The 12,588-nt window shown below is 61.1% G+C and carries 13 protein-coding genes; 7 read left to right on the top strand and 6 right to left on the bottom strand.

The window, feature by feature from the left end; all coding sequences use genetic code 11:
* Positions 1 to 606 precede the first annotated feature (606 nt).
* Complete coding sequence (locus AC1RKJ_RS04820; protein WP_492789948.1) at positions 607 to 1,242, top strand: trimeric intracellular cation channel family protein; 636 nt, start codon at positions 607 to 609, stop codon at positions 1,240 to 1,242.
* A gap of 351 nt (positions 1,243 to 1,593) precedes the next feature.
* Here the strand turns inward: AC1RKJ_RS04820 and AC1RKJ_RS04815 are convergent, their stop codons facing one another.
* Entirely contained in the window at positions 1,594 to 2,064 is a 471-nt protein-coding gene (locus AC1RKJ_RS04815) for a hypothetical protein (RefSeq protein WP_492789947.1), read from the bottom strand.
* A gap of 506 nt (positions 2,065 to 2,570) precedes the next feature.
* Between AC1RKJ_RS04815 and AC1RKJ_RS04810 the strand changes: the two genes are divergently transcribed.
* Positions 2,571 to 2,828 (top strand): twin-arginine translocation (Tat), encoded by a 258-nt coding sequence (locus AC1RKJ_RS04810; RefSeq protein WP_492789946.1) that lies wholly within the window; start codon positions 2,571 to 2,573, stop codon positions 2,826 to 2,828.
* 76 nt (positions 2,829 to 2,904) lie between these two features.
* Here AC1RKJ_RS04810 and AC1RKJ_RS04805 read toward each other — a convergent pair whose 3' ends face one another.
* From AC1RKJ_RS04805 to AC1RKJ_RS04795, 3 genes are all read right to left on the bottom strand, one after another.
* Positions 2,905 to 3,168 carry a GCG_CRPN prefix-to-repeats domain-containing protein gene (locus AC1RKJ_RS04805; protein ID WP_492789945.1) on the bottom strand — a complete coding sequence of 88 codons (264 nt, stop codon included), beginning with the start codon at positions 3,166 to 3,168 and terminating at the stop codon, positions 2,905 to 2,907.
* Positions 3,169 to 3,203: 35 nt separating this feature from the next.
* Complete coding sequence (locus tag AC1RKJ_RS04800) at positions 3,204 to 4,070, bottom strand: hypothetical protein (RefSeq protein ID WP_492789944.1); 867 nt, start codon at positions 4,068 to 4,070, stop codon at positions 3,204 to 3,206.
* 96 nt (positions 4,071 to 4,166) lie between these two features.
* Positions 4,167 to 4,856 carry an ArsR/SmtB family transcription factor gene (locus AC1RKJ_RS04795; protein ID WP_492789943.1) on the bottom strand — a complete coding sequence of 230 codons (690 nt, stop codon included), beginning with the start codon at positions 4,854 to 4,856 and terminating at the stop codon, positions 4,167 to 4,169.
* A gap of 70 nt (positions 4,857 to 4,926) precedes the next feature.
* On the opposite strand from AC1RKJ_RS04795, the gene AC1RKJ_RS04790 reads away from it, so the two are divergent.
* A complete protein-coding gene (locus AC1RKJ_RS04790; RefSeq protein ID WP_492789942.1) occupies positions 4,927 to 5,235 on the top strand; it encodes an NIPSNAP family protein in 309 nt (102 codons plus the stop codon).
* A 90-nt stretch (positions 5,236 to 5,325) separates the two neighbouring features.
* Positions 5,326 to 6,162: an isocitrate lyase/PEP mutase family protein gene (locus tag AC1RKJ_RS04785; protein ID WP_492789941.1), complete on the top strand. Its 837-nt coding sequence runs from the start codon at positions 5,326 to 5,328 to the stop codon at positions 6,160 to 6,162.
* Positions 6,163 to 6,225: 63 nt separating this feature from the next.
* Here the strand turns inward: AC1RKJ_RS04785 and AC1RKJ_RS04780 are convergent, their stop codons facing one another.
* Together AC1RKJ_RS04780 and AC1RKJ_RS04775 are read right to left on the bottom strand one after the other, a co-directional pair.
* Entirely contained in the window at positions 6,226 to 6,648 is a 423-nt protein-coding gene (locus tag AC1RKJ_RS04780; RefSeq protein ID WP_492789940.1) for a hypothetical protein, read from the bottom strand.
* A gap of 113 nt (positions 6,649 to 6,761) precedes the next feature.
* The gene (locus AC1RKJ_RS04775; RefSeq protein ID WP_492789939.1) at positions 6,762 to 7,004 is read right to left on the bottom strand and encodes a hypothetical protein; all 243 of its coding nucleotides are present in this window, start codon (positions 7,002 to 7,004) and stop codon (positions 6,762 to 6,764) included.
* Between the two features lie 371 nt (positions 7,005 to 7,375).
* Between AC1RKJ_RS04775 and AC1RKJ_RS04770 the strand changes: the two genes are divergently transcribed.
* From AC1RKJ_RS04770 to AC1RKJ_RS04760, 3 genes are all read left to right on the top strand, one after another.
* Positions 7,376 to 10,861 carry an indolepyruvate ferredoxin oxidoreductase family protein gene (locus AC1RKJ_RS04770; protein ID WP_492789938.1) on the top strand — a complete coding sequence of 1,162 codons (3,486 nt, stop codon included), beginning with the start codon at positions 7,376 to 7,378 and terminating at the stop codon, positions 10,859 to 10,861.
* Positions 10,862 to 11,028: 167 nt separating this feature from the next.
* Positions 11,029 to 12,180, top strand: a complete 1,152-nt coding sequence (locus AC1RKJ_RS04765) for a thiolase family protein (RefSeq protein WP_492789937.1) — start codon at positions 11,029 to 11,031, stop codon at positions 12,178 to 12,180.
* Positions 12,180 to 12,572, top strand: a complete 393-nt coding sequence (locus tag AC1RKJ_RS04760) for a Zn-ribbon domain-containing OB-fold protein (protein ID WP_492789936.1) — start codon at positions 12,180 to 12,182, stop codon at positions 12,570 to 12,572. The genes AC1RKJ_RS04765 and AC1RKJ_RS04760 overlap by 1 nt, the downstream gene beginning before the upstream one ends.
* The last annotated feature ends 16 nt before the right edge of the window (positions 12,573 to 12,588 follow it).

Here is a 12,588-nt window from a genome sequence, read left to right as displayed (position 1 = left end):
AATATTCGAATAGCTTGCGAACTTGGAGAAACCAAAGTCGCGACCGGATGAAATTGTACTTGTCGCGTCTGCGGCGGCACCATCTGTCCAAGTCAATTGTTAAATTGCGTAATCGAGCGGCAGGCACTTGCATGCCATCTTGACCTTCATATTTTCTTGGAATATAATCCTATTGTCTCTTTCGCTCCCTCCACGCTCATGACGCGGAGGGAATGAGAGCCGCAGCCCGCCCATATGTCGGGGCCGTGGCTGGTGGAGCGCCGGGAGGCGCAGCGTCGGCGCGGTGGGCTTCGCAACCCCATCGATGCAGGGCGCGCGCGCCTCGCGAGACGGACTCGCAATCCGTTTCGTGGCGGCTCGCGGACGAACCTCTCGCAAAGGTTCGTCGAAGGGTGCCTCGCAAGCACCCTGGCGCCTCCCGGCGCTCCATTTCTTCTTGAGAGGAAATGAAACGGGACAGGGTGGTCCGCGCCCTCATATGAAGCGGATGCTGTGCCGTGCGTGTGGCGGTAGTCGTGTCCGCATCGGATGTTCGCGCGGACGCGCGTTCGACACGCGCACAAGCCTGGCGCTGCGAGGGCAGTGGAACTGTGCTAGGCCTTCGCCATGGAACCCGCCGAATCGGTACTCTTTATTTTCGGGTTGTTCGCCATGGTCGCCGAGGCCATGACGGCAGCGCTCGCGGCCGGGCGGCGCAAGATGGACTGGTTCGGCGTCGCGATGCTCGGATGCGTGACCGCGCTTGGTGGCGGCTCGCTGCGCGACGTGCTGCTGGGGCATTATCCGCTGCTCTGGGTGAAACATCCCTCGCTGCTGTTTCTCACCGGCGGATCGGCGCTGCTCACCATCGCGCTCGCGCGGGTTGTGCATCGCTTTCATTATCTTTTTCTCGTCCTCGACGCGATCGGCCTCGTGGTCTTCACCATCATCGGTTGCAGTGTGGCCAGGCAAATGGGCCAGCCGCTGACCATTGTGGTGGTGGCGGGCATGATCACTGGATGCGCCGGCGGCGTGCTGCGCGATATTCTCTGCACCGAAGTACCGCTGCTGTTCCGCAGCGAGCTTTACGCCAGCGTTTCCTTGATGACGGGCGCGATCTATGTCGCGGGCACGCATTTCGGCGTCGAACATGTCGCGGTGGTCATCGGCTCGGTGGCGTTCGGCCTGACGTTTCGTCTCCTGGCAATTCGTTACAAATGGGAAATGCCGAAGTTCATCTACGAGCGCGAAGGGCCGCACTGAGCTTCCGGGTTCGTGCATCGGCGTTTTCGTCCGGCGCTCCGCGGCATTTTGTTCCGGGGAACATATAAGCAGGCTGCGCGTTTGTTTTGCATGCCGACATCAAAGCCGCCGCCAATGATCATTCAGCCGCCCGCCGACGGCAGCCACGTGCCACGGCAAATGGTGTCGCGGGTAGCGCTGGTCGGGCCGACGCAGCCGACGCCTCATGACAAGGCGCTCTGTGCCAAGACGCGGAGCGAGGCGTTGAAATTGCAGCGCGAAGCGTTGGGCCGGTCGATCCCGAAAACGGATTCCGCACAAGCCGGGCACGAAAAGACATCCTGAAGATGCGACGTGAGTTGGCGTGACGCGCTAGCCGGTGCGGCGGGCGCGCGCTGTGAAACCTGCAACAATCTGCATGCACGCACCGAGCAGCCAAGCGACGGCCAGCGCCACTGTCCATGTGGCGTCGCTGTCGGCATCGGCCACAATAAAATAGACCGAAACCAAAGCCGTCAGTGCGGTGAGAAATGTGCCTGCGGAGCTGAGAAGTTCCACTGGATCGGTCGGAACTGCGGGCTCGCCGTTGGGCGCCATGTGGACCCTGCCGGACCGATGCGGCGGAACATCGATCCCCAGATAGAAGCCGACCGCTCCCAGAAGCGTCAGGAACAGCACCAATCCGACCGAACCGAGCGCTTCCACGCGCGCGTTGGACACATGGGCGGCGACAAACAGGCCGCATGAAGCTCCCGCCATGGAGAGTCCGATCCGCTCAATGACGTGTGCGCAGCGGCTGGTGCGCGAACGAGTTGCAGGCTGGACGATGATGCTGTCTGCCATCTGACACCAACACCGGAACCGCAAAAGGTTTCATCGCTCCGGAAAAATATATTCGCATGTTTCTGCCGGCGCGGGGTGCGCCTTGTGCGGCGTGCGCGCTTGACATTTCCCCTTCTGGAATATAATCCTATTTGCGTGCTCAAGGTCTCGCTGAGGGGACGAGGCAACGGCCACCCACACATCGGGCGATAGCTCAGGGGAGTGGAGTGCAGCGGGACGCGCGGAGCATCACGCAAGTCGAGGTGACATGCGCGGCGTTGCAAGAGCTTCGACCGTGACCGGCTTCATGAAGAGATGCGGGATTCTGCGCGCGCGATATCGACTCGCGCGCGACGATCTGCGCGAGAGGTAAGATGAGACGCTGCGAAGAATTTTCCTCAAGTGGTTCGCAAAGTTTGCGCGCGTGACCGGCGAGTGTGGAACCAACAGGGTTCATACTGCGTTCATCGCCTGTGCGGGACAGTCGTGCCGTTGCAAACTTCGCTTCCACCACGGAGGAATAAACTATGGAACGTCGTGAGTTTCTGAGATTCGCGTTCGGCGTCGCTGCCGGCGCGGGAGCTATCGCAGCCGCTGCTTCGGCCGCGACCGCGGCTCCGATGCTGGCCCCGCATCACGATCTGACTCCCCGTCAGGAACCCGACATGGCTGCCAAGCCCGCTGTTGCCGATCAGGACGATCTCGCACGCGCCGGCGTCGAGCAGGTGCAGTGGCGCCGCCGCAGGCATTATCGCCGCCGTTACTGGCGCCGTCGCCGCTGGTAAGCAGCGGTCACCAATAAAAACTCCGGCTTCGATGCGATCGAAGCCGGAGTTTTTATGTACGCTTATGCGTCTTGCGTTATTCCCGGCGGCATTTGCCCATCACGTTACGGCGATATCCGAGCGGGCATTTGCGGGCGAACAGTTTCATCAGCCTCGGACCGTCAGGTTGCGGACGGCACACGCCGCTCGGCAGGCGATGAAATCCGATGCCGCATCCGTCTTTCACCGTCACAACCTCCGCTGTCATTTGAAATGCCAGGGGAGCCAGCGGCGCCGCGCGCGCGGCGTTGGCCGGAAGCGCCACGATTGCCAGGAGAACTGCTGCAAGAAGCGTCTTCATCGTGGATGTTCTTTCAGTCGTAATGCAGCGGACGTTCAGAGCTTCGGTGCGTTCCCGAGCGGGGTCTTGTTCAGCGCCTCGTTCTTCTCGGCTGCGAAGGCATCTGCGTCGATCTTCGCCGCGCTGATGATCTGCTTGAAGTCGATCAGCGTGAATTCGGTTTTCGCGACCCGGTCCGGCGTGATGCCGGATGAAATCTCGACGCTGACCAGAGCATCGCAATTGGCTGCCTTGGCTTCGGCGGCGAGCTTGTCCAGCGACTTGTCCGAGGTCTGGGCGCGCTTGAGCGTCGCGACGCAGCTTCCGCGTCCGTTTGCGTCATTGAGTGCAACGGCAGCCTTGGGATTGATCGGCGCATTGAGCGCGTCCACCGCGGAGGCGGGCGTGTACTTCTGCTTCACCGACATCACCTTGCCGGCCTTGTAGAAATAATACATGCGTCCGTCGCCGATCGCGGTGGGTGGACCGTATTTCGTCGTCACGCGTTCGATCATTTCCGTCTTCAGGGGCTGCTTGTCGGAGGCGAATCCGAGAGTGCGCGCGATGTAATAAGCGCGGTTGGCGCTGGCGGGCGAGGAAAACACCGCCATCATCGATTCGCCTGCATGATTGCTGCTGGCGGGCGAGACGAACTTCATCGACGTGATGTAGGTCACGTTGGTGCCGCCGAATTTCTGCTGCGCGGCCTCCGGCTTCACGCCGGGAAGATCCTTCAGATAGGTCTCGAAGATCGGCGACGCCTTGCTGCCCTCGGTATTGCTCGACAGGCCGACAATGTCGGGCTGGAGTTTTCCGGAGAATGCCGTCTCGGGCGTTTTCGGCCTGATTTCATAGGCCCAGCTGGCCGCGGGCGCAGCAATCGAAAACAGCGCGAGAAATGCCACCAACCCACTGCGAAACATGGAACACCTGTCTGAAAATCGGGAAATACAAAAGCGCAAAGCGCGGGGAATTACGCCAATTTTTGCGCGGCGCTGTCAACACCGGATTATTGCATTTTAATCGGCCTTCGTACCGAACAGCGCGGTAAACCGCGCGGCGCCGTTCGGTGAAAAGGTCACGACCCGGTTGTTCTTTTCGCGCCTTGCCCATTTCAGTTCGTAAAGCCGCGAGAGGATGGCGGCGCCCAGCGATCCCGCGAGATGGCTGCGCCGTACACTCCAGTCGAGACAGGTCTTGCAAAGGGGACGGCGCGACCCTTCAAGCGCCGGGATGTCGATGCCGAAATCGGCCACGAAGCGTTCGCCGCGGGCGGTCAGTGCGACGCTGCCGTCCAGCGCGCGCAGTAGTTTTTTCTCGGTCATGGAATCGAGCATCCGCACGCCGAGATCGCCCGCGAGATGATCGTAGCAGACGCGGGCGCGCCGCAGTCCGGGATCGGCCGGTCCGGTGCGGACCCGCAGGTGGCCGGCGCGGGCGGCAAGTCCCATCAGTCCTTCCAGCACTGCGGCTACGTCGGGGCCGGAGAGGCGGAAATAGCGGTGCCGGCCCTGTTTTTCGGGAATCACGAGATGTCCGGCTTCAAGTTTGGCGAGATGGGAACTGGCGGTCTGTGCCGTGATGCCGGCTTCCTGCGCGAGTTCGGTGGCGGTGAGGGCCCGGCCGCTCATCAACGCCGTCAGCATGTTCGAGCGCGCGGGATCGCCGACGAGCGAGGCGATCATGGCCATGTCCGGTCCTGCCTTCATAGTTCGATCTTAATCGAAGCGTTAACGGCAGGCAACGGCGTAGCTTCCGGCTGGCAAAGGGAAGCATCTCATGACGATTACCGTGTTCATTCGTTACCGGCTCGACCCGTTCAAGCGCGATTTGTTCGAGCGATACGCGCAGCGTTGGCTGACCGTCATTCCGAAGTGCGGCGGCGATCTGCTCGGCTACTGGATGCCGCATGAAGGGACCGACAGCATCGCCTTCGGATTGATCTCGTTCCCGAGCCTCGCGGACTACGAGTCCTATCGGGCGCGCCTGAAAGCCGACCCGGATGGTATTGCGAATTTCAACTTCGCGCAGGAGCACAAGTTCATTCTCTCCGAGGAGCGAACCTTTTTACGGCATGTGCAGAACTGACACGCGATCAGGACCGATTGATTTCCGATCGGCGCGGCGGCATCGTCCGCCGGTCTCAAGATGAACTATAAACAGCCGGGGAGAGTTAGCATGTCGGTTTCGGTCAACGAGAAGCGCGCCGCGTTTCGCAAGCTTCATGACAGCGGCTGCTTCCTGCTGCCCAATCCGTGGGACGCCAGCAGTGCACAACTGTTGCAGACCATGGGGTTCAAGGCGCTGGCCTCGACCAGTGCAGGGTTTGCATGGTCTATCGGACGGGCAGACAATCGTGTGACATGCGATGATGTGCTGGGGCATCTGAAGGCTCTTTGCGACGCCACTGATCTTCCGATGAACGCTGATTTCGAGGGTGGCTTCGCCCATGATCCCGCAGGTGTGGCTGCGAATGTCACGCGCGGCGTTGCCACGGGCATTGCCGGGTTATCGATCGAGGATTCGACCGGCGATGCAGCCGCGCCGCTGTACGATGTGAAACTTGGCGTCGAGCGTATTCGCGCGGCGCGCGCGGCGATCGATGCAACGGGGGAAGATGTTTTGCTCGTGGGGCGATCCGAAGGATTTCTGGTGGGACAGCCCGACCTCAAGGCCACCGTTGCCAGACTGATTGCTTACGCGGAAGCCGGCGCCGATTGCCTGTATGCGCCAGGAATCCGGACGCGGGAGCAGATCGAGACGGTCGTAAAGGAATTGTCGCCAAAGCCTATCAACGTGCTGTTGAACGGCCCGTTGTTCACGGTGGCGGAAATGGCGGATATTGGCGTGCGGCGCATCAGCGTCGGTGGTGCGTTGGCGCGCGCGGCGTGGGGCGCATTCATGAAGGCTGCGCGCGAGATGGCTGACAGCGGAACGTTTGGCGGATTGACGCAGGCCGTGCCGCATCCCGAAATCAACGGGCTGTTTGCCGAAATCAGCAAGAGACGATCATAGCGGTCAAAAAAAGCGGGCACCCTTTCGGATGCCCGCTTTGATCTACAGCCTGGTCTGGCTGCGTTAGTTGCTCGACGGAGCTGCCGGTGCGCTGTTCTGTGGAGCCGAGGGTGCCGGATTAGACGGCCTTGCCGCAGGCGGAGAGGCCGGCTGTGCAGGGTTTATCGAGGATGATCCGGTGGTCTGGCCTGCCGGAGGACGCGGCGCCTGAGCCGTGCCGCCTGCCGATGGCGTGGCCGGTGTGGTCTGTGCCGTCGGCGTCGCATCAGGCGACGTGCTGGACGTATTCAGTCCGTAGAACACCACGCCGAGGATCGCGACCAATGCAATCGCGAACACCGCGATACGTCCACCGCTTGCAGGGCCTTCCGCCAATTCGGGATCGGCCTGAATTTCGTTGTCGAACTGTTCGGCGCGCCGATGGAGCAATTCGTCATCCGTTGAACTGCCGCGGAAAGGTTCGTTGGGATTGCGCTCGATAGCCATGCGTTGCTCCTCCAGTCGTTGTATCTGAGAAGACAATCGCCGGACTCGATGGTCGTTCCCATGTCCGGCGATCAATCATGGTGTGTGTTGGAACCTTGCAGGTGTCCGGGTATTCATCGCGCGTCCATGCCCGTCGTTTGTCCCGTTGTAATTGAGGGGTTGTTCGATATGTCATGCGGCACTGGATTCATCCGCGACAATGCCAGCGCGAGAATCACAAGAAGGGCGATGCCGATAACAGCCTTGACCGGCTTGTCCTGATGTTTGGACCCGAAACCCTCGTTTGTTGGGGACAGCGCGTCGTAGCCGTCCTTTTCGTTGTCCGATGTCCAACTGCGTCCCGGCACATGGGTCATGGCAATTCCTCCATTGAGACGAACCGTTGAGACCGGTCTGCCTGCTCAGGAGGCAACGGTTCGCAAGGTGTGAGTGTTCCGGTTGAGCGTTGCGCCAGGCGAGGGGCTGCCTTGCGGGAGGGCTGCCGCAACGCAGCGCCGCATCGCGCCTCACGGCCATCGTAAATGCCGGTCGCAATGTCCTTTCGAAGCCGCTGGCAAATGCGACACAACACGTCCGGCGCGTGGGAAAAGCAGGCCTAAAATTTCGTTTAGAAACAAAGGTCTGATGATTGCGATTTATGATGTGCGGGAAACAAAAAGCGACATAGACTGGTTCTAATTGGACTCGTCACCACGCAACAAGAGCCCGGCAAAGAGGCAAACGAATTATGGGAATCAACCAAGGGCCGATCAGCCTCGATCAGAAGTACACGCAGGCTTCGGGGCACATTTTTCTGACCGGCATACAGGCGCTGGTCCGGCTACCGATGGCGCAGGTGCGCCGCGACCGGGCCGCGGGCCTGAATACGGCGGCCTTTGTCAGCGGATATCGCGGGTCGCCGCTCGGCGGCTACGATCAGCAGCTCTTCGCGGCGCGCAAGCATCTGGCGGAATACAACGTCAAATTTCAGCCGGGCGTGAATGAAGACCTCGCCGCAACCGCGATCTGGGGGTCTCAGCAGCTCAATCTTTCGCCCGGCGCCAAGTACGATGGCATTACCGGTATCTGGTACGGCAAGGGCCCCGGCGTCGATCGCTGCGGCGACGTATTCCGGCACGGCAATGCCGCGGGATCGGCGACGCACGGCGGCGTCCTTTGCCTTGCTGGAGACGATCACGGCGCAAAGTCGTCCACGGTGCCGCATCAGTCGGACCACGCCTTTATCTCCGCGCTGATGCCGTATCTCTATCCGTCGAGCATTCACGAGATGATTGAGATGGGGCTGCTTGGCATCGCCATGTCGCGCTATTCCGGCTGCTGGGTCGGCATGAAGGTCATTACCGAAACGGTGGAGACCACAGCCGAGATCGATCTCAGCGACGAGATGACACCGTTCATCATTCCAACCGATTTCGAGATGCCGCCGGGCGGTCTCAACCTGCGCTGGCCCGATGATCGCTACGCGCAGGACAAACGCTTGCAGGACTACAAGGGTTTCGCAGCGGTCGCTTTTGCGCGGGCCAACAAGATCAACCGCGTCACGATGGATTCGCCGAACGCGCGCTACGGCATCATGGCGTCCGGCAAGAGCTACGAAGACATCCGGCAGGCGCTGCGCGAACTTGGCATCACACCCGAGGTTGCCGCGAAGATCGGCCTGCGTCTTTACAAGATCGGCATGCCGTGGCCGCTGGAGCCTGAAGGTGTGCGGCAGTTTGCGGTTGGCCTCGAGGAAATCTTCATCGTCGAAGAGCGCCGCGAGATCGTCGAGAACCAGGTCAAGCAGGAATTGTTCAATTGGCGCGACGACGTGCGTCCGCGCATCATCGGGAAGATGGACAATCACGACAAGCGCTTCCTGCCGTTCGCGGAAGAGCTGAGCGTCGCGTCGCTGGCAAGTTCGCTCACCGAGCGGTTGTTGCAGCTCGATCTCAATCCCGAAATCGTGGCGATGCTGCGCGCCAAGGCCGACTGGTTCAACGGGCGGCAGGCGACACAGGTGCAGGCCGTTGCGCCGGTGACGCGCACGCCGTATTTCTGCTCGGGCTGTCCGCACAATTCATCCACCAAGGTGCCGGAAGGCAGCCGTGCGATGGCCGGTATCGGTTGTCACTTCATGGCCTTGTGGATGGACCGCAACACGGAAACCTTCACGCACATGGGCGGCGAGGGCGTGCCGTGGGTCGGTATAGCGCCTTTCACCAACGAGAAGCACGTCTTCGTCAATCTTGGCGACGGCACGTATTTCCATTCGGGCAGCCTGGCGATCCGGCAGGCGGTCGCCTCCAAGGCCAACATCACCTACAAAATTCTCTACAACGACGCGACGGCGATGACCGGAGGTCAGCACGTCGACGGCGAGCTGTCGCCGCAGCAGGTCACGTTCCAGCTTCACAGCGAAGGCATTCGCGACATCTATCTGGTGTCCGAGACGCCGGAAGCCTATCCGGCATCGGACATCGCGCCCGGCACCAAGGTCGCGCACCGCGACCAGTTGGATGAAGTTCAGCGCACGTTGCGCGACACGCCCGGCTGTTCGGCCATCGTGTTCGTCCAGACCTGTGCCGCCGAAAAACGCCGCCGCCGCAAGCGCGGGCTGATGGAAGACCCGTCGAAGCGCGTCATCATCAATCCGGCCGTCTGCGAAGGCTGTGGCGATTGCTCGGTGCAGTCGAACTGCATTTCGGTGGAGCCGCTGGAAACCGAGTTGGGGCGCAAGCGAACCATCAACCAGTCGAGCTGCAACAAGGATTATTCCTGCGTGAAGGGCTTCTGTCCGTCCTTCGTCACCGTGGAAGGCGGTACGCTGCGTAAACGCGTGCCCGTTGATCTCAGCAATCTCGGTGAGCTTCCTCCGCCGCCGTCGATGCCGTCGCTCGACAAGCCGTACAACATCGCCGTCGGCGGTGTCGGCGGCACTGGCGTGCTGACCATCGGCGCGCTGCTCGGCATGGCCGCGCATATCGAAGGCAAGGCCAGCATGATCCTCGACATGTCGGGGCTTGCGCAGAAGGGTGGCGCAGTGTTGAGCCATGTCCGGCTGTCGAAGAATACGGCAGACGTGACGAGTTCGCGGATCGTCACCGGAACGGCGGATTTGTTGATCGCGGCGGACGAAGTGGTCGCCGTCGCCAAGGAGACGATCACGCTGGCTGAATCGTCGCGAACCTACGGCGTCATCAACACCCATCTGATTCCGATCGCGGACTTCATCCAGAATCGCGACTTCAACTTCCAGCGCGGCAAGGTCAACCTTGTGCTGGAGAACGCGCTGCGCAAGGAGTCCGCGTTCCTCGACTTCACCCATCCGGCCGAAAGCCTGCTCGGGGATTCGATCGCGACCAACATGATGATGATGGGCTTCGCCTACCAAAAGGGCCTGCTGCCGGTCGGCGCCGAAGCCATCGAGCGGGCGATCGAACTCAACGGTGTCTCGATCAAGATGAACACGCAGGCATTCCGGCTCGGACGGCTTGCGGCCGCGGACCCGGCGCGCCTTGCCGCGATGATGAAGGATGAGGTCGCAGCGCCGAAGACTCTCGAGGAGATGACACTCGATGAAGTCATCGCGCACCGCACGCAATTGCTGACCGACTATCAGAATGCGGCTTATGCCGCGCGCTACCGCAGTCTGGTCGATCAGGTCCGGAAGGTCGCATTCGATGGCGGGTATGGCGAAGCGCTCCCGCGCGCGGTGGCGATCAACTACGCCAAGCTGCTCGCCTACAAGGATGAGTACGAGGTCGCCCGGCTGTATACCGATGGCCGGTTCGAGAAAACCATCCGCGAGCAGTTCGAGGGTGATTTCAAGATGAGCTTCAATCTCGCTCCGCCGATGCTTCCCGGCAAGGATGCAATGGGTCGCCCGAAAAAGCGCGCTTTCGGCGCATGGATGATGCCGGTATTCGGGCTGCTCACGAAGTTTCGCTTCCTGCGCGGCACGCTGTTCGATCCGTTCAGCTACAGCGAGGACCGCAAGCTCGAACGTAACCTGATCAAGGGCTACGAACAGGACGTGGTCACGGCAGTGAGATTGCTCTCGCCGAAGACCCACGACATCGCGGTCGAGTTGTTGTCGCTGCCCGACCAGATCCGCGGCTATGGGCCTGTGAAGGAAGCATCCGTCGTGAAGGCGAAGGCGCGATACGAACAGCTTGCCAGGGACCTGGTCAATCCGCCGCCCATGATTACGCCGCAGATCGCGGCGGAATAGAAAACGCATAGGGCGCATTCCGTAAACGGGATGCCGGTTTTGCGCCAGAATACGCGTTAAAGCGACATGCGCGGCGCTCGTTCGCCCTGCGAAACTCAAGGTGCTTGCCAAGCCTGCTCAAGCGGGCGAGATATTCGCTGGAAAAAAAGCGCCAGCGGAGAAACCTTTTGACGATCAAGAACAAGGCCTACATCGCCGGGATTTACGAGCATCCGACACGGCATGCGCCGGATAAATCGACCGCCCAGCTCCACGCTGAATGCGCCAAGGGCGCACTGGACGATGCGGGTCTGACCAAGGCCGATGTCGACGGCTATTTCTGCGCCGGCGACGCACCGGGCGGCATCTGGCAGATGTCTGACTATCTCGGCCTCAACAAGTTGCGCCACCTGGATTCCACCGAGACCGGCGGTTGTTCCTATATCATCGCGCTGGGCCATGCTGCCGAAGCGATAGCCGCGGGCAAGTGCTCCGTGGCGCTGATCACGCTAGCGGGTAAGCCGCGCACCGGCCCGATGCCGCCGCGCGCTTATGGTCCGGAGGTGGATTTTGAAATGGCTTACGGGCCGACCACGCACAATGCTTACGGTATGTGCGCGATGCGCCACATGCATGATTTTGGCACCACCAGTGAACAACTGGCATGGGTCAAGGTCGCGGCGTCGCATCATGCGCAGTACAATCCGCACGCCATGCTGCGGGACGTCGTCACCGTGGAGGACGTCGTCAACTCGCCGATGATTTCCGATCCGCTCCACCGGCTCGACTGTTGCGTTGTTTCCGATGGCGGCGGTGCGGTCATCGTAACCACGCCGGAGATCGCGAAGTCGCTGAAGCGTCCGCTGGTACGTCTCACCGGCCACGGTGAATCGAACAAGGGACCGAATGGCGGCCGCAACCTCGACCTGACATATTCGGCGGGCGTCTGGAGCGGTCCGACCGCATTTACCGAAGCGGGCGTCACGCCGAAGGATATCAAGTATGCGTCGATCTACGACAGCTTCACCATCACGGTGGTGATCCAGCTTGAGGATCTTGGTTTCTGCAAGAAAGGCGACGGCGGAAAGTTCGTCGCGGACGGCAACCTGATTTCCGGCGTTGGCAAGCTGCCATGGAACACCGACGGCGGCGGGTTGTGCAACAATCACCCGATTAACCGCGGCGGCATCACCAAGATCATCGAGGCGGTGCGGCAGTTGCGCGGCGAGGCGCATCCGAAGGTTCAGGTTCCGAACTGCGATCTCGCGGTGGTGCATGGCACCGGCGGATTGCTTGGTGTGCGGCATGCGGCGTCGACCGCGATTCTGGAGCGCGTGTGATGACCGATAAACCGAAATATCCCGCGCCCGTCGGCAATCCTGAGACCGCACATTTCTGGGAAGCTGCGAAGCAGGGCAAATTCCTGATCAAGCGCTGCACCGCGTGCGGCGAACCGCATTATTTTCCGCGCTCGATCTGCCCGGTGTGTTTCTCGGACCAGACGGTATGGGAAGAAAGCAAGGGCGAGGGCGTGATCTATAGCTACAGCCTGATGCGCAAGTCGCCGACCGGGCCTTATGCCATCGGTTATGTCACGCTCGATGAGGGGCCGTCGTTGCTGACGAACTTTGTCGATTGCGATCTGGCCGCGCTGAAAATCGGCCAACGCGTGAAGGTTGTTTTCAAGCCGACGGACGGCGCGCCGCTGCCGTTCTTCACGCCTGTCGGATAACAATAACAACAGCGAG

The sequence above is a fragment of the Afipia sp. GW822-FHT04G07 genome, from assembly GCF_058800765.1.
This window is presented reverse-complemented; position numbering and strand designations above follow the sequence as displayed.